This is a genomic window from Phenylobacterium sp. P4_E10 (assembly GCF_056401675.1).
The window spans coordinates 165,470-187,466 of sequence record NZ_JBFUIW010000009.1 but is presented as its reverse complement, the minus strand read 5'-3'; the positions used below and the strand labels follow the sequence as shown (position 1 = coordinate 187,466).

The 21,997-nt window shown below is 66.0% G+C and carries 21 protein-coding genes and 1 tRNA gene; 14 read left to right on the top strand and 8 right to left on the bottom strand.

The window, feature by feature from the left end:
- The 6 genes from AC1DQJ_RS12780 to AC1DQJ_RS12755 form a co-directional block, all read left to right on the top strand.
- The coding region (locus tag AC1DQJ_RS12780; protein ID WP_477603813.1) for a LytR C-terminal domain-containing protein at positions 1 to 405 on the top strand (405 nt) is incomplete at its 5' end.
- 68 nt (positions 406 to 473) lie between these two features.
- Positions 474 to 1,313, top strand: coding sequence for a tetratricopeptide repeat protein (locus tag AC1DQJ_RS12775; RefSeq protein ID WP_477603811.1), 840 nt, complete (start codon positions 474 to 476; stop codon positions 1,311 to 1,313).
- Positions 1,310 to 1,816, top strand: coding sequence for an A24 family peptidase (locus AC1DQJ_RS12770; RefSeq protein ID WP_477603810.1), 507 nt, complete (start codon positions 1,310 to 1,312; stop codon positions 1,814 to 1,816). The genes AC1DQJ_RS12775 and AC1DQJ_RS12770 overlap by 4 nt, the downstream gene beginning before the upstream one ends.
- A 47-nt stretch (positions 1,817 to 1,863) precedes the next feature.
- Entirely contained in the window at positions 1,864 to 3,699 is a 1,836-nt protein-coding gene (locus tag AC1DQJ_RS12765; RefSeq protein ID WP_477603808.1) for a sensor histidine kinase, read from the top strand.
- Positions 3,696 to 4,379 (top strand): response regulator transcription factor, encoded by a 684-nt coding sequence (locus tag AC1DQJ_RS12760; protein WP_477603807.1) that lies wholly within the window; start codon positions 3,696 to 3,698, stop codon positions 4,377 to 4,379. The genes AC1DQJ_RS12765 and AC1DQJ_RS12760 overlap by 4 nt, the downstream gene beginning before the upstream one ends.
- A gap of 588 nt (positions 4,380 to 4,967) precedes the next feature.
- Positions 4,968 to 5,885, top strand: coding sequence for a HEPN domain-containing protein (locus tag AC1DQJ_RS12755; RefSeq protein ID WP_477603805.1), 918 nt, complete (start codon positions 4,968 to 4,970; stop codon positions 5,883 to 5,885).
- 240 nt (positions 5,886 to 6,125) lie between these two features.
- Here AC1DQJ_RS12755 and AC1DQJ_RS12750 read toward each other — a convergent pair whose 3' ends face one another.
- Entirely contained in the window at positions 6,126 to 6,350 is a 225-nt protein-coding gene (locus tag AC1DQJ_RS12750; RefSeq protein ID WP_477603803.1) for a hypothetical protein, read from the bottom strand.
- A gap of 487 nt (positions 6,351 to 6,837) precedes the next feature.
- Between AC1DQJ_RS12750 and gdhA the strand changes: the two genes are divergently transcribed.
- Complete coding sequence (gene gdhA, locus AC1DQJ_RS12745) at positions 6,838 to 8,187, top strand: NADP-specific glutamate dehydrogenase (protein ID WP_477603801.1); 1,350 nt, start codon at positions 6,838 to 6,840, stop codon at positions 8,185 to 8,187.
- 355 nt (positions 8,188 to 8,542) lie between these two features.
- Here the strand turns inward: gdhA and AC1DQJ_RS12740 are convergent, their stop codons facing one another.
- A complete protein-coding gene (locus AC1DQJ_RS12740) occupies positions 8,543 to 9,898 on the bottom strand; it encodes an MFS transporter (protein ID WP_477603799.1) in 1,356 nt (451 codons plus the stop codon).
- Between the two features lie 148 nt (positions 9,899 to 10,046).
- Here AC1DQJ_RS12740 and cyoA point away from each other — a divergent pair, with 148 nt between their 5' ends.
- The 5 genes from cyoA to AC1DQJ_RS12715 are packed head-to-tail and all read left to right on the top strand — an operon-like array spanning position 10,047 to position 14,908.
- Positions 10,047 to 11,189, top strand: coding sequence for a ubiquinol oxidase subunit II (gene cyoA / locus AC1DQJ_RS12735; protein ID WP_477603797.1), 1,143 nt, complete (start codon positions 10,047 to 10,049; stop codon positions 11,187 to 11,189).
- 14 nt (positions 11,190 to 11,203) lie between these two features.
- Complete coding sequence (cyoB, locus tag AC1DQJ_RS12730; protein WP_477603795.1) at positions 11,204 to 13,201, top strand: cytochrome o ubiquinol oxidase subunit I; 1,998 nt, start codon at positions 11,204 to 11,206, stop codon at positions 13,199 to 13,201.
- Positions 13,198 to 13,839, top strand: coding sequence for a cytochrome o ubiquinol oxidase subunit III (cyoC, locus tag AC1DQJ_RS12725; RefSeq protein ID WP_477603822.1), 642 nt, complete (start codon positions 13,198 to 13,200; stop codon positions 13,837 to 13,839). Before cyoB ends, cyoC begins: the two co-directional genes overlap by 4 nt.
- Positions 13,836 to 14,219, top strand: coding sequence for a cytochrome o ubiquinol oxidase subunit IV (gene cyoD / locus AC1DQJ_RS12720; RefSeq protein ID WP_477603793.1), 384 nt, complete (start codon positions 13,836 to 13,838; stop codon positions 14,217 to 14,219). Before cyoC ends, cyoD begins: the two co-directional genes overlap by 4 nt.
- A complete protein-coding gene (locus tag AC1DQJ_RS12715) occupies positions 14,216 to 14,908 on the top strand; it encodes an SURF1 family protein (protein ID WP_477603791.1) in 693 nt (230 codons plus the stop codon). Before cyoD ends, AC1DQJ_RS12715 begins: the two co-directional genes overlap by 4 nt.
- Before the next feature lie 360 nt (positions 14,909 to 15,268).
- Here AC1DQJ_RS12715 and AC1DQJ_RS12710 read toward each other — a convergent pair whose 3' ends face one another.
- A complete protein-coding gene (locus AC1DQJ_RS12710; RefSeq protein WP_477603789.1) occupies positions 15,269 to 16,558 on the bottom strand; it encodes a glycosyltransferase family 87 protein in 1,290 nt (429 codons plus the stop codon).
- Positions 16,559 to 17,043: 485 nt separating this feature from the next.
- Here AC1DQJ_RS12710 and AC1DQJ_RS12705 point away from each other — a divergent pair.
- Positions 17,044 to 17,128, top strand: a tRNA-Leu gene (locus AC1DQJ_RS12705).
- Positions 17,129 to 17,138: 10 nt separating this feature from the next.
- On the opposite strand, the gene AC1DQJ_RS12700 is transcribed toward AC1DQJ_RS12705, so the two are convergent.
- The 3 genes from AC1DQJ_RS12700 to AC1DQJ_RS12690 are packed head-to-tail and all read right to left on the bottom strand — an operon-like array spanning position 17,139 to position 20,627.
- Positions 17,139 to 17,693 (bottom strand): pyridoxamine 5'-phosphate oxidase family protein, encoded by a 555-nt coding sequence (locus AC1DQJ_RS12700; RefSeq protein WP_477603787.1) that lies wholly within the window; start codon positions 17,691 to 17,693, stop codon positions 17,139 to 17,141.
- A gap of 34 nt (positions 17,694 to 17,727) precedes the next feature.
- Positions 17,728 to 18,147 carry a Cu(I)-responsive transcriptional regulator gene (cueR, locus tag AC1DQJ_RS12695; RefSeq protein ID WP_477603785.1) on the bottom strand — a complete coding sequence of 140 codons (420 nt, stop codon included), beginning with the start codon at positions 18,145 to 18,147 and terminating at the stop codon, positions 17,728 to 17,730.
- On the bottom strand, positions 18,144 to 20,627 hold the full coding sequence (locus AC1DQJ_RS12690; protein WP_477603783.1) for a heavy metal translocating P-type ATPase: 2,484 nt from the start codon (positions 20,625 to 20,627) through the stop codon (positions 18,144 to 18,146). Before AC1DQJ_RS12690 ends, cueR begins: the two co-directional genes overlap by 4 nt.
- Positions 20,628 to 20,766: 139 nt before the next feature.
- Between AC1DQJ_RS12690 and AC1DQJ_RS12685 the strand changes: the two genes are divergently transcribed.
- Complete coding sequence (locus tag AC1DQJ_RS12685) at positions 20,767 to 20,961, top strand: heavy-metal-associated domain-containing protein (RefSeq protein WP_477603781.1); 195 nt, start codon at positions 20,767 to 20,769, stop codon at positions 20,959 to 20,961.
- A 7-nt stretch (positions 20,962 to 20,968) separates the two neighbouring features.
- Here AC1DQJ_RS12685 and AC1DQJ_RS12680 read toward each other — a convergent pair whose 3' ends face one another.
- Both AC1DQJ_RS12680 and AC1DQJ_RS12675 read right to left on the bottom strand, forming a co-directional pair.
- The gene (locus AC1DQJ_RS12680; protein WP_477603779.1) at positions 20,969 to 21,277 is read right to left on the bottom strand and encodes a YMGG-like glycine zipper-containing protein; all 309 of its coding nucleotides are present in this window, start codon (positions 21,275 to 21,277) and stop codon (positions 20,969 to 20,971) included.
- 114 nt (positions 21,278 to 21,391) lie between these two features.
- The gene (locus tag AC1DQJ_RS12675) at positions 21,392 to 21,787 is read right to left on the bottom strand and encodes an MAPEG family protein (protein ID WP_477603777.1); all 396 of its coding nucleotides are present in this window, start codon (positions 21,785 to 21,787) and stop codon (positions 21,392 to 21,394) included.
- Positions 21,788 to 21,997: the final 210 nt, after the last annotated feature.

Below are 21,997 nucleotides of genomic sequence, written 5' to 3'. Positions count from 1 at the left end.
GCCCTGGCCGCGGCCCCTCCGCCCCTGCAGGCGCYGGCGCGTAACACGTCGGGCGCCATCGTCCTGGCGGCGGCCGCGCCCGTGCGGCTCGAAGCCATGCACGCCGGCCGTCCTCTGCAGATCGTCGATGCGACCGGCGGCGGCGCCAGCCAGACCTCAGTGCGGACCTATCTGGCTTCCGCCGGATGGAGTCTGGCCTCGGGGACGCCGGTCGCCGGCGTCCAGACGCCGACCGAGATCCGGTATCCCCAGGAACACCGCGCCTTGGCCGAGGCCCTGGCGCGCACCCTGCCGTTCAAGGTCGTCATGGCCGACTGCGCCGCTCGCTGCAGCGGTCTGGAGCTGGTGCTGGGCAAGGATGCGCCGCAACGGCTGACGCCTTATTCCAAGGAGCATGTCTCGTGATTTCGTCTTCCAAGGCAGCAGGTTCGCTACGCTGGGCGCTCGTGGCCCTGTCCCTGTCGGCGCTGCCGATGGCTACGCCCGCGCACGCCCTCGATCTCTGGAACAAGAAGCCTGCGGCTGACGCCGCCCGGGCCGACTACGCCGTGGCGGCCATCGACCGCGCCCTGGCCGAAGGCCGCAGCCTGGATGCGGGACGGCTGTTGGACCAGGCCCTCGCGGCCGGGGTCAGCGACCCGCGTCTCACCTTCCGTGCGGGCGAGCTGCAGCTGACACGCGGGCGATATGAGGACGCCGTGCGCGCCTTTACCGACGCCGAAGCGTCACCGGCGCTGAAGGCCGGCGCGCTGCAAGGCAAGGGGGTGGCGCTCGCCAATCTCGGCCGCTCCAGCGAGGCGCTGGTCGCGCTGCAGGCCGCGGTCGCGGCCGATCCGAGCCAATGGCGCGCCTGGAACGCGCTGGGCGTGGAGAACGATCGGCGGCGCGCCTGGGCCGAGTCCGACAACGCCTACGCCAAAGCCATCGAGGGCAGCGGCGGCGCCGCCGTCGTTCTGAACAATCGCGGCTATTCGCGCATGCTTCAGGGGCGCTACGCCGAGGCCTCGCTCGATATCGTCGCCGCCCTGGACAAAGATCCCCAGCTCTCGGCGGCCCGCGCCAACCTGCGGCTGCTGCTGGCCATGCAGGGTGACTACGACAAGGCGACGACCGTCGTCTCCCGGCAGCAGAAGGCCGAGGTCTACAACAACGCCGGTTTCGTGGCCCTGATGCGGAGCGATCTGCCGGCGGCCGAACGGCTGCTGAAGCAGTCCATCGACGCCCGGGGCGACACTTCCGGCCGCGCGATGGAGAACCTGCAGCTGGTCAAGGCGCTGAAGCCCTCCGCCGCCGGAGACAAGGCGCCGCAATGACCATGGTTGCGCACTGGGCGGTCGTCATCCTGTTCGCCGCGCTGCTCGCAGTGGCGGCGCTGACCGACATCTTCAGCCGGCGAATCCCCAACTGGGCGGTGATCGGCCTGATCGGGACGTGCGCGGTCGCCTGGGTGGCGGGCGTGCCCGTCGCGCCGTGGCCCAGCGGCCTGGCGGCGGGCGCCCTGGCCCTCGGCGTCGCCTACGGGCTCTACCACTTCGAATGGGTGGGCGCCGGCGACGCCAAGCTGATGGGCGCGGCGTCCCTGTTCTTCGGTCTGGGCCATCTGCTGCAACTGGCCACGCTGACCGCCCTCGCCGGCGGGCTCATCGCCCTCGGCTTCCTGATCTTGCGCCCGCGCCGGGTCATGCGCGGGCTGACCGCCCAGGGACGGGCCGAGGCCGCGGGCCGTGGCGGCATTCCCTATGGCGTGGCCATTGCGCTCGGCGCGGCGGCCACAGCGCTGAGCGTCGAAGGGTTTCTGCCCAATGTCGCGGCCTAGCCATCGATCCGGCGCGCGCCGCCCGTCCATTCGGGGAGCGGGCTGAAATGTCCATGCGACCCGAACCGCGCCGGCCCAGCCTCAATCAGCAGATCGGCGATCGGCTGATCCGGCCCATCCTGTTCGCGTTGCTGACGACCGGCGCGGCCGCCGCCTTGGCCGCCTGGATGTTCCATGACCTCGGCTTCGTACAGGTCGCTGGAGTGCTGCTCGGCGCCGTCTTGCTCGTCTCGACGATCTACGGGGTCGGGGCAGGGCTTCTGTCGGCGATGTTGGGGGCCCTGGCCTTCAATTCGCTGATCGGTTCGGCGGCGATCTCCAGCCAGGTGCAGACGCCTGTCGACGTCATCCTGCTTGCGGTGCTGATCGCCAGCTCCTGCGTCGCAGGGGTGCTGTCCGACATTTCCCGGCGACGACCATCCCTGCTGAGCGGCGCTGGCGAGGACTTGCCGGCATCGGGTCTCTCGGGGCTCGCCATGGTCAAGCTCGAGGCGTCCGAAAGTGCGCGCAGCCTCAAGCACGATCTGCTGCGCCTGGCCGGAACCGGCCTGGGGGTCTGCGCGGGCCTGGTCGCGCTGCTGATGATGCAGCCCTCCGTCCGCGGCGGCTCGCCAGCCCTGGTTCTGGCGGCGGCGGTGGTCGGACTGGCTGCGCTCCACGGGGCGAGGTTCGGGGCGCTCTCGGGCATGGTCGCGGCCATCTCCCTGCATGTGCTGTCGTCCGACGCCGGCGCCGCCAACGCCTACTGGGCGATGGCGCTGCTCGACATGGGCCTGCTGGTGGCGCTCGGCTGGGGCGTCGGGCGCTTCTCGGACCAGGTCGCGCGCGAGCGTCGGGCCCTGAAGACCATGACCCGCGCCAGCCGGGAATTCTGGGCTGCGCGGGACGAGCCCGCCGTCTGGAACATCCTGTTCGAAGCCGTGGTCAGCCTCTCGCCGCAGGCTTCACTGCGGCTGGTGGACGAGTCCGGCGCGGTCCTGCACGAGGTCGAACGCCCCGATGTCGGGCGCTGGCGTTCGCGCCGGCTGTCCAGTGACGGCCGCGACTTCGGCGCGGTCTTCTGGGCCATACCTTCCACAGGACTGGAGAGCCTTGGCCGCGACGAACTGATGGCCTCCATCGTCGATCTCGGCGCCTCAGCGGTCGCTCGCACTCGGCTGGGGGTCGAGAAGGCCGAGATGGAATTCATCGCGCGGACTGAGCAGCTGCGGACCATTCTTCTGGATGCCGTGTCGCATCACTTCCGCACGCCTCTGGCCGGCATCATCGGCTCGGTCACCAGCGTGTTGAGCCTTCCTGAGCCGCACGATCGGGCCGCCCGGCGCGACCTGCTTCTGATCATCAAGGAGCAGGCCAATCGGCTGCATCGCTACGTGGAAAACTTCCTCAGCGTGGCGCGGCTGGAGTCGGGGGCGATCGAGATGAGGCTCGAAGAGATCGCGGTCGAACCGCTGCTCTACGACGTCTGGGAGTCGTTTGGCGAGGCTGGCGGCGCGCGTCGTTTCCTGCATGTGAAAGTGGACTCTGGACTTGTGCGCGCCGACTCCGCTCTGTTGCAGCAGGTGTTCGGCAACGTGTTGGAAAATGCGATAAAATTCAGTTCGGAGGGGTCGGTTGTGGATGTGCGGACGCGACGTGTCGAAGACAAACTGGTGTTCGACATCACCGACCAGGGCTGTGGCGTGACCCCGCCGAACGAGACGCGAATCTTCGAGCGCTTCTTCCGCAGTCGCGGGGCCATCGCGCCGGGTCTGGGCCTGGGGCTCTACATCACCCGAAGCCTTGTCGAACTGCAGGGCGGCGTCGTCGAGGCCCACAATCGGGACGACGGCGAAACCGGCCTGGTGGTCTCGATCGCCCTCCCGCTGGCGGAGGCCGCATGAGCTCGGACGCAAGCATCCTGGTCGTCGAAGACGAAGAGCAGCTGGTCCGCATGCTGCGCTCCTCGCTCGTCTACGCGGGGTATGCTGTGATCGCCGCGCGCACGGGCCAGGAAGCCCTTGCAGCGCTGAAGACGCAGTCCTTCGACGTCATGCTGCTCGATCTTGGCCTTCCCGACATCGATGGCCAGGACATCATCGTCACCACCCGTTCCTTCTCGAAGACGCCGATCATCGTGGTGTCGGCCCGCAGCTCGGAGAAGGAGAAGATCACCGCGCTCGACCGCGGCGCCAACGACTACGTCGCCAAGCCGTTCGACATGGGCGAGCTGCTGGCACGGATTCGGGTCGCCCTGCGCACGGGTGAGGAGCGGGCCGCGGCGGCGAACAGCTCAGGCCGGCTGGAGATCGACTTCAAGCGGCGCCAGGCGATCGTCGATGGCGAGGTCATCCGGCTCTCGGGCAAGGAGGCGCAATTGCTTCAATTGCTGGCCGACGCTGATGGGTCGGTCGTAAACCACGACGACATCATCGAGTCGATCTGGGGGCGGGGCGCGGAGACCGACGTCATGCACCTGCGCGTGCTGACCTGGCAGGCGCGGCGAAAGATCGAGCCCAATCCTTCCAGTCCGCGCTATCTGATCTCCGAACCTGGCCGCGGCTATCGGCTCAATCTCGACTAGCCGACGCCTGGTCTGTCGGCCCGAGGCGGTGGACGGCGGCTTGTTAACCGCAGAGCTCACCGTGACGCGGCGCGCGTTCGCGTTTGAACTCGGCGGATCAGGATCCTGGCCGACCGTCGCCGAGCCGAAGGCGGTGATCGAAAAGGCGATCCTTGACCGCACTGGCCCGTGCAACGCTCGGCCTGCGATTGGCGGCGGCGTTGCCGGCCGGATTGGCGCGGCACGACCACGGTGAGGCGATAGGGCACCCCTATTCGACTTGGCCTGGGCGTGGGTTTCGCGGGCGCTGGGCGCCATGACCGATCACTACTCCAGCATCGGAACCGGCAGACCACAAGCCTTCAACCGGCCGTTCGCGGCGCGAGGCGAGAGTACAGGCGAGCGCTAAGCGTCAGCCTCCGGATGACCGCAGACGAGATCTTGCGGATGCGGTCTGATCGGCCGTGGCGGCTACGCCCTGGAAGAGCGGAAGGTCCGTCACTTCGCCGATCCGGAGTTCAAGGGCCTTTTCGATCACTAGCGCCCAGTCAGTGCCCACAACCTTGGCGGCTTGCCAGCCGCTCAAGCTCAAGCCACATAAAGGTTCTGATGCGCACCGACCTTGACCATCTGCCGGCCAACAAGCAGCGCGAGCTCGAACGCATCGTTCGCATCCTCTTTGAGGAGTTCGATGCAGCCAAGGCGCATCGCAGTCACGCGCACCGCCGCAATGGCCAGATCCTCAAGGTCATCCTGTTCGGCTCGTTCGCACGCGGCGACTGGGTCGCCGATCCGGTCGGCGGCTACTACTCCGACTACGATCTGCTGGTCGTGGTCGATCACGAGGATCTGACCGACGTCGTCGAGTACTGGGCCAAGGCCGACGAGCGCCTTCTGCAGGAGGTGACGATCACCAAGCGCATCTCCGCGCCGGTGAACTTCATCGTTCACAGCTTCGCCGACGTGAATGAGAAGCTGCGGCTTGGCCGCTACTTCTTCGTCGACATCCTCAAGGACAGCGTCGCGCTTTACGAGGCACCCGGGCATGAATTCGAGAGACCGGAGCAGCTGAGCGCCGAGGCGGCACTAGCAGAGGCCGAGGCGCTGTTCGGAGCGTGGTTCGAGAGCGCCGACCAGTATCTCCAGACCGGCCGCGACCACGTGCAGCGTGGTTGGTCAAAGAAGGCTGCATTCGAGCTCCATCAAGCCACCGAGCGCCTCTACCACTGTCTCTTGCTGGTGCTCACGCTCTACAGCCCGAAGTCCCATCGGCTGAACTTCCTGCGGTCGCAGGCGGAGCGCCTTGAGCCATCCTTGGCTGCGGCATGGCCGCGGGAAACGCGTTTCGAACAGCGCTGCTTTGAACTTCTACGCCGCGCCTATGTCGAGGCGCGATACTCGCCCCACTACAAGATCAGCGACAATGAACTCGCTTGGCTGAGCGAGCGAGTTGGCGTGCTCCAGGGCCTCACAAAGGAGGCCTGTGAAACAAAGCTGAAAGATCTAAATGAAGCGGTGGTCAGATAGTTCAGAGAGGGGCATAGGCCCCTTCGAGAGCTCGCTTCTGCCCCGTACTGGATATGATCGACTTCGCGGAAGGCATCATGGTCAGCAGTCCATGCGCCGCACCAACAGGTCGAAGACATGGCCGCACCGACCAACGCTGACAGAACTCTGAGATCAACCTTGCCAACGGGGAGCCGTTCAGACTGGGCGCCCTGACCGGACCTTGTGCCGGCCTCGTTGGAGACGCCTGCTCTGAGGGCGCTACCGTCCGGTTTGCATGTCGTGCAGCGTGCGCATCGCCTCGTAAGGACCCACCACGATTTTGCGATCACAGTAGGTGCGGTCGATCCTGAGCGCTTCCTGACTTGGCGAGTTGATGCCGTCCGCCTTCACGGCTGGCATCACCGTGCCATCAGCCAGCACCTCAACGAAGTAGCCGCCCATTCCAGCCGTGTTGCCCGCCGTGGTGTCGCCGATGGCCGCCACAAAGGCCGCCTTTGCTCCGTCGGACCTATTTCGGGCACCAGGCGATCCGAGAAAGCTTCATCTAAGTCAACGGCGCCGGCCGCGAGCTTAACCGATGAATATGACAGCAGTTCGCATGCGCGCCCCCTCTGACGTGGCCCCACTCTCGGTGGAGCTAGCGCCAATGGCAGTACTTTCCCAGATCACCACCGCCCGCGCTTTGACGAGCAGTGGCTCTTCAAATTGCAGGCGCCGTAGTCGGCCTTGCTGGCGCGATATCGCTAGGTGTCGTTGGGCGGCGCGTTGGGCCGCGGCATGCGCAAGGCACCGGTTGCGCTTCAAGTCTCAGAGCCGGGGTTGGCTCAAGTCCATCAATGTGGCCGCAGTCTCTGAGCGCTTCGTCTGGCGTCCCACCCAGATGCCCACGCAATCGAGTGTCGGCGATTGCGCCGCCGGGCGCCGGGGGATAGGTCCTCTCCAGCGTTCCTCCCCCTGATGAATCGGATCCATGAGCCAGATCGACGAGAAGCTTGAGCCCATCCTCGCTGAAGTCCTGCGCCGCAATGCCGGGGAGCCCGAGTTCCATCAGGCGGTGCGCGAGGTTCTGGAGAGCCTCGGGCGGGTGATCGCCAAGCACCCCGACTATGCGAACGACGCGCTGATCGAGCGGATCTGCGAGCCCGAACGCCAGATCATCTTCCGCATTCCCTGGGTCGATGACAAAGGGCAGGTGCATATCAACCGCGGCTTTCGCGTGCAGTTCAACTCGGCCTTGGGCCCCTACAAAGGCGGGATCCGTTTCCACCCGTCGGTTAACGTCGGCATCGTCAAGTTTCTCGGCTTCGAGCAGACCTTCAAGAATGCGCTGACCGGCCTGCCGATCGGCGGCGGCAAGGGCGGCTCCGACTTCAACCCACGCGGGCGGTCGGACGGCGAGATCATGCGGTTTTGCCAGTCCTTCATGACAGAGCTGTACCGCCATCTGGGCGAGTACACCGACGTGCCGGCCGGCGACATCGGCGTGGGCGGCCGCGAGATCGGCTTCATGTTCGGCCAGTATAAGCGCCTGACCAACCGCTACGAGGCGGGCGTGCTGACGGGCAAGGGCCTGGTCTACGGCGGCTCGCGGGCACGCACGGAGGCCACGGGCTATGGCGCGGTTTACTTCGTGGAGCGGATGTTCGCCACGAGGGGGCGCTCGCTCGCGGGGACGCGCGCCGTCGTGTCAGGCTCCGGCAATGTTGCGATCTACACCATGGAGAAGATCCTCGCCTTCGGCGGCAAGATCGTCGCCTGCTCCGACTCCAATGGCTATGTCGTCGATGAGAGCGGCATCGATCTCGAATTGGTCAAGGAGATCAAGGAAGTGCGCCGCGGCCGGATCGACGAGTATGCACGGCTGAAGGGGGCCGGCGCGAACTTTGTCGAGAACGGGTCGATCTGGGACGTGCCTTGCGATGTCGCTATGCCCTCTGCGACTCAGAACGAACTCACCGGCAAGGACGCGCGCGCGCTCGTGAGGAACGGCGTGCTGGCGGTGGGCGAGGGCGCGAACATGCCCTCCACCCCGGAGGCCGTGCGGATCTTCCAGGAGGCGGGCGTCCTGTTTGCGCCCGGCAAGGCCGCCAACGCCGGCGGCGTGGCTACATCGGCGCTTGAGATGCAGCAGAACGCCTCGCGCGATAGTTGGACCTTCGAGCAGACCGAAGCGCGCCTGGCTGGGATCATGCACAACATCCACGATAGCTGCGCCGAGACCGCCGCAGAGTATGGCGCGCCGGGGGATTATGTGCTGGGCGCCAACATCGCGGGCTTCGTGCGAGTGGCCGAGGCCATGCGGGCGCTGGGTGTGATCTGACGGTCCAGTCTCACGGCAGTCCGCACGGCCGCTAGGGTACAAGAGCGGGACCATGGAATGACCTTGTTTCGGTCCCTTCTTGCCCCGACAAGTCCCTCCAGCCCCGCTCGGGATGGCGAGGCGTTGGGAAGCCAAGGCCGGAGGATCTCGATCACGCCCCGGCTCCCAACGAAGCCGCCAAGATCGCGCACTGCAAGGAAGCTCGCCGCATGCCGGGTGCGGTATCCGACAGCGGGCGCGCATCCCCAGATTGGGCCGCGCTACAGGCATCACGCTCTATGTGCACGGCCTGCTCAGCCTGGCGTTTTTCGCGCCACAGCTGAAGACCCACATGGCAGCTTCAAAGAATGTCCCATTATTCCAAGACTACGGCCGCGCGGCTTCGGTTCTCATCGCCCAAGGTCCGGCTGATCGCGAGCGCCGCCAGGGTGCAGGCCGCGCCCGACAGCAGGTAGGCGCCGACGGACCAGAGACCGAAACGGTCCGCCAGGAACAGGGCGACCAGGGGCGCGAAGCCCGCTCCGATGATCCAGGCCGAGTTGGCTACGATCGCCGCCCCGGTATAGCGGTGCTCCGACGGGAAATTGCTGTTCACGACGCCGGAGGACTGACCGAAGGCCAGGCCCAGAAGCGTGAAGCCCGCCATCATATAGATTGTCTCTCCTAGGGCGCCGGCGTTGAGAAGCTGCGGGGCGAAGCCGCTGTAGGCGCCGATCAGCACGGCCGAAACCCCGAGCACCGCGCGGCGGCCGACCCGGTCGGCGATCAGGCCCGACGCCATGATGGCCAGAACACAGACCACGGCGCCCGCAACCTCGATCGCCAGGAAGCGGATAGGTTGCTCCTGGGCCGTGAGCGTGACCCACGACAGCGGGAACACGGTGACAAGATGGAACAGCGCGAAGCTCGCCAGAGGAGCTAGTGCGCCAAGGGCGATGGTGCGCCACTGGCTGAACAGGGTCGAGAAGGCCGGCGAGGGTTGAAGCTCGCGGGTCTCGAACAGGCGCACGAACTCCGGCGTCGCGACGAGGCGTAGCCGGGCAAACAGGGCCACGACGTTGATGGCGAGCGCCACGAAGAAGGGATAGCGCCAGCCCCAGGCGAGGAAATCCTCGGGCGACAGGATAGCGAGGAAGTAGGCGAACAGCCCCACTGCGACGATCAGGCCGAGGGGGGCGCCGAGCTGCGGGATCATCGCGTACCAGCCGCGGCGACTCTTCGGCGCGTTGAGGGACAGCAGCGACGGCAGACCGTCCCAGGCTCCGCCCAGCGCCACGCCCTGGCCGAAGCGGAAGCCGGACAGCAACATCGCCGACAGGCCGCCGACCTGCGCATGGCTCGGCAACAGGGCGATGGCCATGGTGCAGCCGGCAAGCAAGAACAGCGCGATCGTCAGCTTGACGCCTCGCCCGTGCCGGCGGTCGATCGCCATGAACAGCAGCGTGCCGAACGGTCGTCCGAGGAACCCGAGCGCGAAGATGGCGAACGAATAGAGCGTGCCCGTCACCGGATCGGCGAAGGGGAAGACGAGCGCTGGGAAGACAAGAACCGAGGCGATCGCGTAGACGAAGAAGTCGAAGAACTCGCTGGTGCGCCCGATGATAACGCCGATGGCGATCTCGCCGGGCGCGATCTCGTGATCCTGCGCGCTGATGCGCTGCGCATCGCGCTCCATGGGCGTCGAGGTCGACGCGGCGATCGGATCACTCATGCCGTCATCCTCCAGCGTTCCCTGGTATCCGCATCGATCGAGAACCGCGGTACGAGGAACCTAACTCCGTGAGCCTCTATTGCGCTAGCTGGGGGATTGGACAAAGTGTGGAACGTAGCTCCAACTACTGACAGCCTAGCGGTGGTTCATGCGCGACAAACCAGTCCTCGCGGCGAAACCCGTTCACCTGATGCTGGCTCCGCTGGCCCTTCTTCTGGCCGGATGTGAAAGGGCTGTCCTCAACCCGGCGGGCGACGTCGCGCTTCAGCAGCGCGACCTGATCTACATATCCACCGGGCTGATGCTTCTGATCATCGTGCCGGTGATGGTCCTCATCGTTGTGTTCGCCTGGCGATACAGGAAGGGCGGGGACGGGACCTATGATCCGAAGTTCCACCATTCCACGTCGCTCGAGCTGGCGATCTGGTCGGCGCCGCTGCTGATCATAATCGCGCTCGGCGCGCTGACCTGGTCCAGCACCCATCTGCTCGACCCCTTCAGGCCGCTCAATCGCATCTCGGCGGCAAAGCCGGCCGCCCCCGCAAGCGCGCCCCTGCGGGTGCAGGTGGTGTCCCTCGATTGGAAGTGGCTCTTTATCTATCCCGAGCAGGGCGTGGCGACGATTAACGAGCTGGTGCTTCCCATCGACCGCGAGGTCCGTTTCGACATCACATCGAGCAACATGATGAACACCTTCTACGCTCCGACGATGGCGGGGATGGTCTATGCGATGCCGGGGATGCGCAGCACCCTGCATGCGGTCCTAAACCGCCCCGGAGAGTACGAGGGCTTTTCGGCCAACTACAGCGGTGCGGGCTTTTCCGACATGCGCTTCAAGTTGCGCGGCGTCGATGCTGCAGGCTTCGATCGCTGGGTCGGCGAGGCCAAGGCCAGCGATCGGTCCCTTGAAATCGCCGACTACATGGCGCTCGAAAAACCAAGCGAGAAGGCGCCCGTCGCGCGCTTCAACTCCGTCGCCCCGAACCTGTTTGAACGGGTCGTCCTGCGTTGCGTTGCGCCAGGCACGCCATGCTCTGCGGGGGCTCATGGTCGGCACGGCGATCGTCCGACCAAAGCCCTCGCCGCGCCGCCTTTGAGCCACGGCGGCCACCACGGCGACCTTCCCGGGGAGGCGCTTCTGAAGGACGAAATCGAGCCCGGCACGAACGTCACCAAGCCGCCCAGCAAGAACGTCCCCGGCGGGGCCAAACCAGCGTCGCCAAACAACCGCGACCTGTCCTCAAACACCTTCCCAGCCGCGCCGGGCTCGCCCGTCGTCGGGCTCGGCTGAGCCCCGGAGTTTCCATGGGTCAGGACATTTTCGAGACTATCTTCGGACGGCTCTCCTGGGAGTCGTTCCCCATCCACGAGCCAATCTTGCTCGGCACCTTCATCGTCGTGATGCTGCTCGGGCTCTGCATCCTCGGCGGGGTGACGAAGTTCCGACTCTGGGGCTGGCTCTGGCGTGAATGGCTGACCAGCGTCGATCACAAGAAGATCGGCATCATGTACATGATCCTTGGGATCATCATGCTGCTGCGCGGCTTCGCAGACGCGCTGATGATGCGGGCCCAGCAGGCCATCGCGTTCGGCGCCAGCGAGGGCTACTTGAACGCCCACCACTACGATCAGATCTTCACCGCCCACGGCACGATCATGATCTTCTTCGTCGCCATTCCGCTGGTTGTTGGCCTGGTCAACTACGTCATGCCGCTACAGATCGGGGCGCGCGATGTCGCCTTTCCCTACCTCAACAACCTGAGCTTCTGGCTAACCGTCGCCGGCGCGGTGCTGGTTATGATCTCGCTGTTCGTCGGGGAGTTCTCCCGCGCCGGCTGGCTCAACTACGTGCCTGTGGCCAACCTTCAGAACAGTCCCGACACCGGGCCAGACTATTACCTGTGGGCGCTGCAGATCGCTGGGATAGGCACGACCCTGTCGTCCATCAACATGGTCACGACGATCATCAAGATGCGCGCGCCGGGCATGACGATGATGAAGATGCCGGTGTTCTGCTGGACCGCGCTGTGCAGCAACGTCCTGGCGATCGCGATCTTCCCGGTCCTGACCGGCGCCTTCGCGCTGCTCATGCTCGACCGCTACATGGGCATGAACTTCTTCACCAACGATCTCGGGGGCAACCCGATGATGTATTGGAATTTGGTGTGGGTCTGGGGCCACCCCGAGGTCTACGTCCTGGTCCTGCCGGTGTTCGGAATCTATTCGGAAATCACCTCGACCTTCTCGGGCAAGCGGCTGTTCGGCTACTCGTCGATGGTCTACGCGACCGTGGTCATTACAATCCTCTCCTACCTGGTGTGGCTGCACCACTTCTTCACGATGGGATCGGGCGCGAGCGTCAACTCCTTCTTCGGCATCGCCACCATGGTGATCTCGATCCCGACAGGGGCGAAGATCTTCAACTGGCTGTTCACGATGTACCGCGGCAACATTCGCTTCGAGCTGCCGATGATGTGGGTGGTGGCCTTCATGCTGACCTTCGTGGTCGGCGGCATGACGGGAGTGCTGCTGGCGGTGCCACCCGCCGATTTCGTGCTTCACAACTCGCTGTTCCTGGTCGCCCACTTCCACAACGTGATCATCGGGGGAGTGGTGTTTGGCCTCTTCGCGGGTATGTCCTACTGGTTCCCAAAGGCCTTCGGTTTCCGCCTCGACCCGTTCTGGGGCAAGGTTTCCTTCTGGGGCTGGGTGATCGGCTACTGGGTCGCCTGGACGCCGATCTACGTCGTCGGCCTGATGGGCACGACGCGACGGGTGCGGCACTTCGATGATCCGAGCCTGCAGATCTGGTTCGTCATCGCGGCCATCGGGGCCCTGATCATCCTAGTCGGCATCCTGGCCTTCGTGATCCAGATCGCTGTGAGCATCAAGAACCGCGATAAGCTTCTCGACACCACCGGCGATCCCTGGGCGGGCCGAACCCTGGAATGGTCGACCGCCTCGCCTCCGCCGGCTTACAACTTCGCCGTCACGCCCGTGGTCCACGAGTTGGACGCCTGGTACGACATGAAGGACCGGGGGCACCGCCGGCCCGTGGAGGGCTTCAGGCCCATCCACATGCCGCGTAACACCGGCGCCGGCGTGATCCTGTCAGGGCTGGCTCTGGCGCTCGGCTTCGCCATGGTCTGGTACATGTGGTGGCTCGCGGCGCTGTGCGTCGTGGCCCTGTTCGCCGTCGCGATCGGGCACACCTTCAACTACAACCGCGACTACTTCATCCCCGCTGACGAGGTGACGCGCACCGAGGGCGAGCGATCGCGGCTTCTTGGGGAGGGCGTCTGATGTCCGAGGCGCAGCTGGAGTCAACGGAGAGCGATCCTACCTTCTACCTGGCTGAGCAGGACGACCACGATCACGGCGGCGGGGGCGGCGGCACGTTGCTTGGCTTCTGGATCTATCTGATGAGCGATGCGCTCATCTTCGCGACCCTTTTCGCGACCTACGGCGTTCTCGGCGCCAGCTTCGCCGGAGGGCCGGGGCCGAAGGAGATCTTCCAGCTGCCGCTGGTGGCCCTCAACACCGCGCTGCTACTGGTATCATCGATCACCTTCGGGATGGCGATGATCGACATGGAAGCTGGGCGCATCCGCGTGACCCAGATTTGGCTGGTAATCACAGGCCTCTTCGGCGCGGCGTTCATAGGCGTTGAGATCTACGAGTTCGGCCACCTTATCGCCGAGGACGTCACGCCTCAGCACAGCGCGTTCCTGTCGGCCTTCTTCACGCTGGTCGGAACGCACGGCCTGCATGTCACCTTCGGCCTGATCTGGTTGGTTGTCATGCTGGTCCAGGTCGGCCAACGCGGCCTGATCTTGGAGAACAAGCGGCGGCTGATGTGCCTGGGGATGTTCTGGCACTTGCTCGACGTCGTCTGGATCGGCGTCTTCACCTTCGTCTATCTGCTCGGAGTTCTGGGATGAGCACGCACGATCACCTAGTGGATCCCGCGCTGCGCAGCCATGGCGACACCCATGGGCACGGCTCGCGCCGCAGCTACCTAGTCGGGTTTGCGCTGTCGACCGTGCTAACGGCAGTGCCCTTCTGGCTGGTGATGACCGGAGCCGTGGCCAACGTGACGGTGGCTGCCGCGATCATCGTCGCGCTCGCCTTCGCGCAGATCATCGTCCACACGATCTTCTTCCTGCACGTCACCACGCGGGCCGAGGGTGGATGGACGCTTATGGCGCTGCTGTTCACCCTTGTAATGGTGGCTATCGTGATCAGCGGCTCGCTGTGGATCATGTATCACATCCACGGCAACATGGCGCCGCTGACCCTGGGGCCGATCCCGCCGCCGTGACCCGCGCGGCGCTGACGGCCAGCTGCATCGTCTTGGCCCTGGTGTTCGCCGGGCTGGGCGTCTGGCAGCTCGACCGGCTGGCGTGGAAACTCGACCTCATCGAACGGGTAAACGCGCGCGTCCGGGACGCGCCCGCGCCACCACCTGCGCCCGGCGTGGCGGTGAGCCGGAAGAATCACGAGTATCTCCGCGTCCTGGCCAAAGGTGTTCTGCTGCACGACCGCGAGACGCTCGTGCAGGCCCTCACCGAACGGGGCGCCGGCTGGTGGGTCATCACCCCGCTTCAGACAGCCTCCGGCGTCATTCTCGTCAACCGCGGCTTTGTGCCCGATGAGCGCCGCATCGCCGCGACCCGGCGCCCCGACTACCCTGGCGGCCCGGTGACCGTGATCGGCCTGCTGCGGATGACCGAGCCGCGCGGCGGCTTTCTGAGGGCCAACGACCCCGAGGGTGGTCGATGGTACTCCCGCGACGTGGCGGCAATCGCCCGGGCGCGACATCTGGCCGGCGTCGCCCCATATTTCATCGACGCTGACGCCACTCCCAACACTGGGGGCTACCCCGTAGGGGGACTAACCACAATTGCCTTCCGTAACGTCCACCTCGTCTACGCCCTGACTTGGTTCGCCCTGTCGGCGCTGAGCCTGTTCGGTCTAGTGGTCATCCACCGACTCGGGCGGAAGGCCTGACGCACTTCCCGGGTCCGCCAGCGGATCTATAAACGGACGCGCAAGGCGCTCTGGGTCTGTTTGGGAGCTTCGTCGACGAGCGCCCGTGAGGGGCGCTTGCTGTGCACCTGCTGGCCCTCGACCAGGACGTCGAAATGCGGCGTCAGAGGGAAGCGGAGCCCCAGTGTCGCGGCCCAGCCGGTCTCGTCATTACTGGTGTTGCAAATGTCAGCCGCGATGTCCCAGAGAGACCCTTCAAAGTCTGCTTGTCGGCGGCCTAACGGCTCGGACAAACTCGACGGCGGCCGTTGATCGCGAAGAGGCCAAGGCCTACAACGCGGCCAGCCAGCGCACGTATCGGCAATGCGGGCCATCCGAGGGTTATCCTGCCGCAGCGTCTTCAGCCGCTTGGAGTGAAGAATGCGCTTGCTCCCGTCGCTCGTCCCTCGCCAACCCAACCGCCTGAGGTTGGGTGAGGATGCGAAGGGTTAGCCAGAACAGCAGCCAAAGCAGCGGGGCGATGAGAGAAATTCCCCCATTGCTTGCATCAAGCGCGACGCCTGAACCGCCGCGGCTTGTCGCAGTTGTCCAAGCCAAGCCATATCCGCAAGCCAGCCACATCAATGCGAACCACGACACGAACTGTCGGCTTGCGCTGCGCTCAACGATTTCGGGGAAAATGAAGGCGATCCCCACTCCCAACACCGTCAAGTCATAGTCGTAGCCGTACGGGCTCACGCAAACTGTCGCGGCGCATGCAAGGGCGGCAAGGCGGTTGAACGCCACGTCCTTGACGCAGGCGACGCCCAAGATTCCCAACGAGGCGACGGCGCTCACCACTTGGAGAGCCATGGCTGCGGCGGGAGCGACGCCGAGGCTATGGGCGGCGGCATAAACGGAGTTCATGCGGAAAAGCGGATAATACCCCGCTGCAAGGTAGCCGCCGGCCTCGCGCACAGCATCGTAGAAATCGACCCAGACTCGAAGGCCGTAGATCGCTGTGGCGATCGCCAACAGGGCTAGCGCGACCGCCCCCGCAATGACTACCACCGACCATCGGCGTCGCAGCAAGACGAGCAGGCCAACGCCCACAGCGAGATGCGGCTTGATAATGAGCAGCCCGAGCGGAAGACCGGCCACGCGCCGATTGTCGCGAAACGCCAGCAGGAAAGCTCCGATCAGGCCCGCGATCAGGAAACCGTTCTGCCCCGTGCGCAAGTTTAGGACAATCGCCGGGGCGACGGCCATCGCCACGCCCGGCAGCCAAGGACCGGCGATACGTCGAAGCACCCAGAGGTAAAAGGCGAAGCTTGCCGATGCGAACAACAGGAATGCCGTGCCGATTGGGAACGCCGCGAGGCCCTGCATCGCCAGCGTGAAAGCTGGCGGGTAGGTCCAGGGCATGAAGCTGACGGTGCCGGTCATCTCCATTTGGGCGGCGAACATCGAAGTCGCGTGATAGGCCTCCGACACTCGGCCCTCGAACGCCAGTCGGCCCGCGAGGTAGAAGACGTCGAAATCGGTCAGTATCTTTTGCTTTCCAAGTAGTTCAGGGGCCTGGAAGCGCACGGCGGATATTACCGCGAGCAGGCAGCCGGTCAGGATCAGGGCGAGGAGCAGCGGCCTGCTGCGGCCAATCCTTTCCCCGAGCGCAATATGATTCCGGGCCAAAGTTTCGTCCCCTTGAACATGCCTTCGGGCAGGCGCCGACCGTCGTGTCGGTTTGGTGAATAATCCCCTAAATGCCAAGCAAGATTTGCGGCCAGGTCTAGCAACTTGGCGACAGTGCGTTGCCGGTTGTCAAACTAGACTTTCCCATCGATGAAGTTCGAGTGGTTTTGTCCGAATCTGAACATGTCGAAACTGGAACCCCGCTAGGGGAGGCAGATTTTCGCATCGCTTCTGGCGATTGACCTGATGGAGGTTAGCGGCGCAGAGCGGCTCCAGTGCGCAATGCACCGCCGAACTGGGCTGCCGATCGATTAGGGGAAGCTCGGCGCCGTCATCGACTGACAGCTTCCTGAACTGCAACTCTCCTGCAGGCCTCGAAACAGCGTTCGAACGTGGCGGTCGCTGTCCGCTCGGGTTTGCCTCAGGACCCACTGGCCATTGGCCGGCGGCCTTGATAAACGATGGCCCCCTTCGGGCACACGCATGCGGGCGTGGTGAAACTGGTAGACGCGCTGGACTCAAAATCCAGTTCCGAAAGGAGTGTCGGTTCGAGCCCGACCGCCCGCACCAACTTCTTGGATCAGTCCTCGAACATGCCGCTCGGCAGGCCGTCGATGCTGCGGGCGTTCTTTTCGCGGCGGTAGGCGTCCAGCCCGTCCTCGCCCTTGAACTCGGCCCACTGAATCAGGCTCGGCCGCTCGCCCTCATAGGCGTGGAGCGGCACGCCGAAGCCGCAGGAGGTCTGCACCATGTCCACTTCCTGGACGATGATCTGACGGGCGCCGGGCGGTTCCTTGCCCTCGAAATGGCGGGCCAGCAGCTCGGCGTATTCGGCTCCGCCCTTCAGCAGCACCCGTCCGGTCCCGTAGAGTCGCAGGATCAGCGGCGCGCCCTCGAAGGCGCAGAACATGATGGTCAGGCGTCCATCCGCGCGCAGATGGGCGGAGGTCTCGTTCCCGCTGCCGGTCAGGTCGAGATAGGCGACCTGCCGCTCGCTCAGCACGCGCATCCCGTCCAGCCCCTTGGGCGAAAGGTTGATCCGCGAGTCGGCCGTCGCCGAGGCGACGAAGAACATGTGCTGCTTCTCGATGAACTGCCGATGCTGGCTGCTGATCGCGTCGAAGGTCTGGGCCATGGGTCCTGTCTTTGCGCTCAGATTTCCGAGCGGCTCACCCTAGACGCCTTGAGCCGGAAGGCAGAGTTCCCTGGGTCAGGTCGGCGAGGATCGGGCAGTCGGGCCGATCGTCGCCGGCGCAGCAGCGTGAGAGGTCGCGCAGGGTGTCGGCCATGGCCTGCATCTCGGCGATGCGGGCGTCGAGGTCGGACAGGTGCTTGTCGGCGATCGCCTTGACCTCACGGCTCGGCCGCTCCCGATCGCGCCAGAGCGAGAGCAACTGCGTGATCTCAGGCATCGAGAAGCCCAGCGAGCGGGCTCTGCGGATGAAGCGCAGCTCGTTGATCTCGCGCTCGTCGTATTCGCGGTAGTTGGCGTCGGTGCGCGCCGAGGGACGCACCAGGCCGATCTCGTCGTAGTAGCGGATCATCTTGGTGGTGACGCCCGAGGCGCGGGAAGCCTGTCCGATGTTCATGGGGCGGTTCCTTCAGAGGCCGGGCGGAAGGCCTTCAGCCGCAGGGCGTTGGTAAGGACGCTGACGCTGGACAGCGCCATGGCGCCGGCCGCAACCATGGGCGAGAGCAGGACGCCGAAGGCCGGATAGAGCACGCCTGCGGCGACAGGGATCAGCACCACGTTGTAGCCGAACGCCCAGATCAGGTTTTGACCGATATTGGCCATCACCGCCCGGCTGAGCGCGACCGCGGTGGCCACGGTCCGCAGGTCGCCGCGCATCAGCACCACGTCGGCGCTCTCGATGGCGATGTCGGCGCCCGCGTCCATGGCAAGCCCGACGTCGGCGGCGGCCAGGGCGGGCGCGTCGTTGACGCCGTCGCCGACGAAGGCGATGGGGCCGAAGCGCGCGCGCAGGGCCTTGATCGCCGCGACCTTGCCGCCCGGCAGAACCTCGGCCTCGACTTCGTCCAGGCCCAGCTGGGCTGCCACCGCGTGCGCCGTGCGGGCGTTGTCGCCGGTGATCATCGCCACCTTCAGGCCCATGGCGTGCAGCGTCTTCAGCGCCTCGGCGGTGGTCGGCTTGATCGGGTCGGCGACCGCGACGATGGCCGCCAGTCGGTCGTCGATGGCGACATAGAGCGGGGACTTGGCCTCGGCGCCCAGCCGCTCGGCCTGCGCCGCGAACGGCGCCACGTCCAGGCCCAGCTTGCGCATGAAGCGGTCGGCGCCGACCTGCACCAGACGGCCCTCGACGCGGGCCTGGGCGCCGTAGCCGGCGATGGACTCGAAGTCCTGGGGCTTGTGCAGGGGCAGCGCGCGAGCGTTGGCGGCCTCGACGATCGCCTGCGCGATCGGGTGCTCGGAGCGGCTCTCCACGGCGGCTGTCAGGGCCAGGACGTCGTCCTCGGCAAAGCCGCCTGCGACCTGGAAGTCGGTCAGGGTCGGGCGGCCGATGGTGAGGGTGCCGGTCTTGTCGAAGGCTACGACCTTGACGTCGCGCAGCGCCTGCAGGGCCTCGCCCTTGCGGAACAGCACGCCCAGCTCGGCGGCCTTGCCCGTCCCCACCATGATCGAGGTCGGGGTCGCCAGGCCCATGGCGCAGGGACAGGCGATGATCAGCACCGCCACCGCATTGACCAGAGCGAAGGCGAGGGCTGGGCTCGGTCCCAGCAGCATCCAGGCGGCGAAGGTCAGCAAGGCGGCGGCGATCACCGCCGGCACGAACCAGGCCGTCACCTTGTCGACGCTGGCCTGGATCGGCAGCTTCGAGCCCTGCGCGGCTTCCACCATCCTGACGATCTGGGCCAGCATGGTCTCGGCGCCGACCTTGTTGGCCCGGAAGCTGAAAGCCCCGGAGGTGTTGACCGTGCCGCCGACCACAGCCGCGCCGGCGGTCTTCTCGACTGGAACCGGTTCGCCGGTGATCATCGACTCGTCGACGAACGAGGCCCCCTCAACAACCTGTCCGTCGACGGCGACCCGCTCGCCCGGACGCACGCTGATCATGTCGCCGACCATGACCTCGGCGATCGGCAGCTCAAGCTCCCGACCGTCGCGCAAAACCCGCGCGGTCTTGGCCTGCAAGGTCATCAGCCGCTTGATGGCCTGGCTGGTGCGGCCCTTGGCCTGGGCTTCGAACAGCCGGCCGAGCAGGATCAGCGCCACGATGACCGCGGCGGCCTCGTAATAGACGTGGTCGGCGCCGGCCGGCAACAGCCACGGCGCGAAGGTCGAAACGCTCGAATAGGCAAAGGCCGCCGTGGTCCCGAGCACCACCAGAGAGTTCATGTCCGGCGTGCGGCGGATCAGGTTCGGCACGCCCTTGCGGAAGAACCGCAGGCCGGGGCCGAACAGCACGATCGCGGCCAGCACGAAACTGGCCAGCCGCCAGGGCTGCTCGCCGATAGTCGCCGCCAGCCAGTGGTGGGCGCCCGGGATGAAGTGGCGGCCCATCTCGATGACGAACAGGGGCAGGGCGCCGGCCGTGGCCACCAGCACCGCGCGCCTCAGGGAGGCGATCTCGGCCTCGCGCGCCTCCTGCTCGCGGTCGGTCAGGTCGGGCGCGGCGGCATCGAGCGGTTCGGCGCTGTAGCCGGCGGCGGCGACCGCGGCGACCAGCTCTGGCGCCTCGGCGGCCCCGGCCAGCGCCCGGACCTGCGCCCGCTCAGTGGCCAGATTGACCTCGGCCTCCAGCACCCCGGGAACCGACTTCAGCGCCCGCTCGACCCGCGAGACGCAGGAGGCGCAAGTCATGCCGCCGATCTTGAGCTCCACGGTCCTGTCCAGCGGCTCGTATCCGGCCCGGCGGATCGCCTCGACTACCGCGGCGGGATCGCCTTCCGGCGTCAGCTGGACATGCGCCCGCTCGGCGGCCAGGTTGACGCTGGCGCTGGCGACCCCGGGGGTTGCAGCGATCGCCTTCTCGACCCGGCCCACGCAGCTGGCGCAGGTCATACCGACCACGGGAATCTCCAGCGGTTTCAGCGCGGTTTGCGACATGGCGGGCTCCTGGAACTGACGACGCGCGGCCCAAGTGGACCTTCCCATGATGGGAGGGTCAAGGCCCCACGATCCCACTTGACCTTCCCATGGTGGAAAGGTGCATCGAGGGTCTCGGGTATCAGTTGAGGAGGACCCGATGCTTCGTTTTCAGGTGGAAGGCATGTCCTGCGACCACTGCGTCCAGGCCGTGACCAAGGCCGTGCACGCGGTCGAGGTGAAGGCAGACGTCGAGGTCGATCTGGCTGCAGCTAGCGTCACCATTCGAGGTAGCGATCGCCGCGAGGACCTCGCCGCCGCCATTGAGGCCGCGGGCTACAAGGTCGCCGCTTGAAAGGTCGTTAGCGGCGAGCGCTGCCGTCTTCCCAATAGTACCGGCCGTTGCCCGGATCGTAGTAATAGTAACGGCCCGCGCGCTCGTCATAGTACTGGCGCCGGTTGATGTCGCTGGAGTGCTTGGGGGTGGTGGCTGCGCCGAGCGCCGCGCCGGCCGCCCCGCCGACCAGGGCCCCCGTCCATGAACTGTCGACGGCCGCGCCAAGCGCCGCGCCAGCCAGGCCGCCGGTCGCCGCGCGTTCCGTCGTGGTGGTGCCGCAGGCGGTGAGCAAGAGGGTGGCGCCGACTGCGGCGAACTTGAAGGTTATCTTCATCGCGTCCTCGCAAGATGCCCGTCCCACAGGGGCAAACACTCCGCGCGAGACGGTGGTTCCGCCCCATCCGGACGGGTCCAGGCCTCGCTGGACGCCGCCATCATGTCCCTGTTGTCAGGGCAGCAGGATCGCTTGGGCGACCATGCCGAGGCCGACGATGCTGACCAACCAGACCAGGGAGCGCACCTGACGCACGCCCCAGGCATAGAGCGGCACATAGGCGACCCGGGCCCAGAAGTAGATCTGCGCGCCGAGCGCGGTGGTCTCGTTTTCCTTGCCAGCGACATGCGCGATCAGCACCGCGCCGAGGAACAGGGGCAGGGTCTCGAACAGGTTGTCCTGGGCGCGTTTCAGGCGCTGGGCCCGATCGCTCAACGGCGGCATCTCGCCGTCGCGCGGCCCGGTGTTCCACTGCAGCCCGTACTGGCCGGTGCGAGCGATGTCGAAGAGCAGGATCTGGGCAAAGGCCAGGACCAGGGTCCACGCGGCCATCATCAAACCGATCGTCATTGACTGTCCCCCAGGGGTCTATTTTCAAAGTTCAGAGCGTGATGGCGGCTTCAACCGGCTCTCACGCTCTGTGCGAATCCGTTGGTGTCAGCTGCACTGTGACGAGCCTGCCCCAAGGTCAGTCATCAGCGCCAGTCGCAGAGTGGACGTTCCCGCTACCTGGGGCCGCAGCGGCCGCGAAGCTATGGCGTCGGCGCAGCTGCGCCTCTA

Coding starts and splice junctions, on each gene's coding strand:
- AC1DQJ_RS12740 (WP_477603799.1), bottom strand. CDS start 9,898: ATGAGTGATCCGATCGCCGCGTCGACCTCGACGCCCATGGAGCGCGAT.
- AC1DQJ_RS12760 (WP_477603807.1), top strand. CDS start 3,696: ATGAGCTCGGACGCAAGCATCCTGGTCGTCGAAGACGAAGAGCAGCTG.
- AC1DQJ_RS12675 (WP_477603777.1), bottom strand. CDS start 21,787: ATGACGATCGGTTTGATGATGGCCGCGTGGACCCTGGTCCTGGCCTTT.
- AC1DQJ_RS12755 (WP_477603805.1), top strand. CDS start 4,968: ATGCGCACCGACCTTGACCATCTGCCGGCCAACAAGCAGCGCGAGCTC.
- AC1DQJ_RS12765 (WP_477603808.1), top strand. CDS start 1,864: ATGTCCATGCGACCCGAACCGCGCCGGCCCAGCCTCAATCAGCAGATC.
- AC1DQJ_RS12700 (WP_477603787.1), bottom strand. CDS start 17,693: ATGGCCCAGACCTTCGACGCGATCAGCAGCCAGCATCGGCAGTTCATC.
- AC1DQJ_RS12775 (WP_477603811.1), top strand. CDS start 474: ATGGCTACGCCCGCGCACGCCCTCGATCTCTGGAACAAGAAGCCTGCG.
- cueR (WP_477603785.1), bottom strand. CDS start 18,147: ATGAACATCGGACAGGCTTCCCGCGCCTCGGGCGTCACCACCAAGATG.
- gdhA (WP_477603801.1), top strand. CDS start 6,838: ATGAGCCAGATCGACGAGAAGCTTGAGCCCATCCTCGCTGAAGTCCTG.
- cyoA (WP_477603797.1), top strand. CDS start 10,047: ATGCGCGACAAACCAGTCCTCGCGGCGAAACCCGTTCACCTGATGCTG.
- AC1DQJ_RS12685 (WP_477603781.1), top strand. CDS start 20,767: ATGCTTCGTTTTCAGGTGGAAGGCATGTCCTGCGACCACTGCGTCCAG.
- cyoD (WP_477603793.1), top strand. CDS start 13,836: ATGAGCACGCACGATCACCTAGTGGATCCCGCGCTGCGCAGCCATGGC.
- cyoB (WP_477603795.1), top strand. CDS start 11,204: ATGGGTCAGGACATTTTCGAGACTATCTTCGGACGGCTCTCCTGGGAG.
- AC1DQJ_RS12690 (WP_477603783.1), bottom strand. CDS start 20,627: ATGTCGCAAACCGCGCTGAAACCGCTGGAGATTCCCGTGGTCGGTATG.
- AC1DQJ_RS12680 (WP_477603779.1), bottom strand. CDS start 21,277: ATGAAGATAACCTTCAAGTTCGCCGCAGTCGGCGCCACCCTCTTGCTC.
- AC1DQJ_RS12770 (WP_477603810.1), top strand. CDS start 1,310: ATGACCATGGTTGCGCACTGGGCGGTCGTCATCCTGTTCGCCGCGCTG.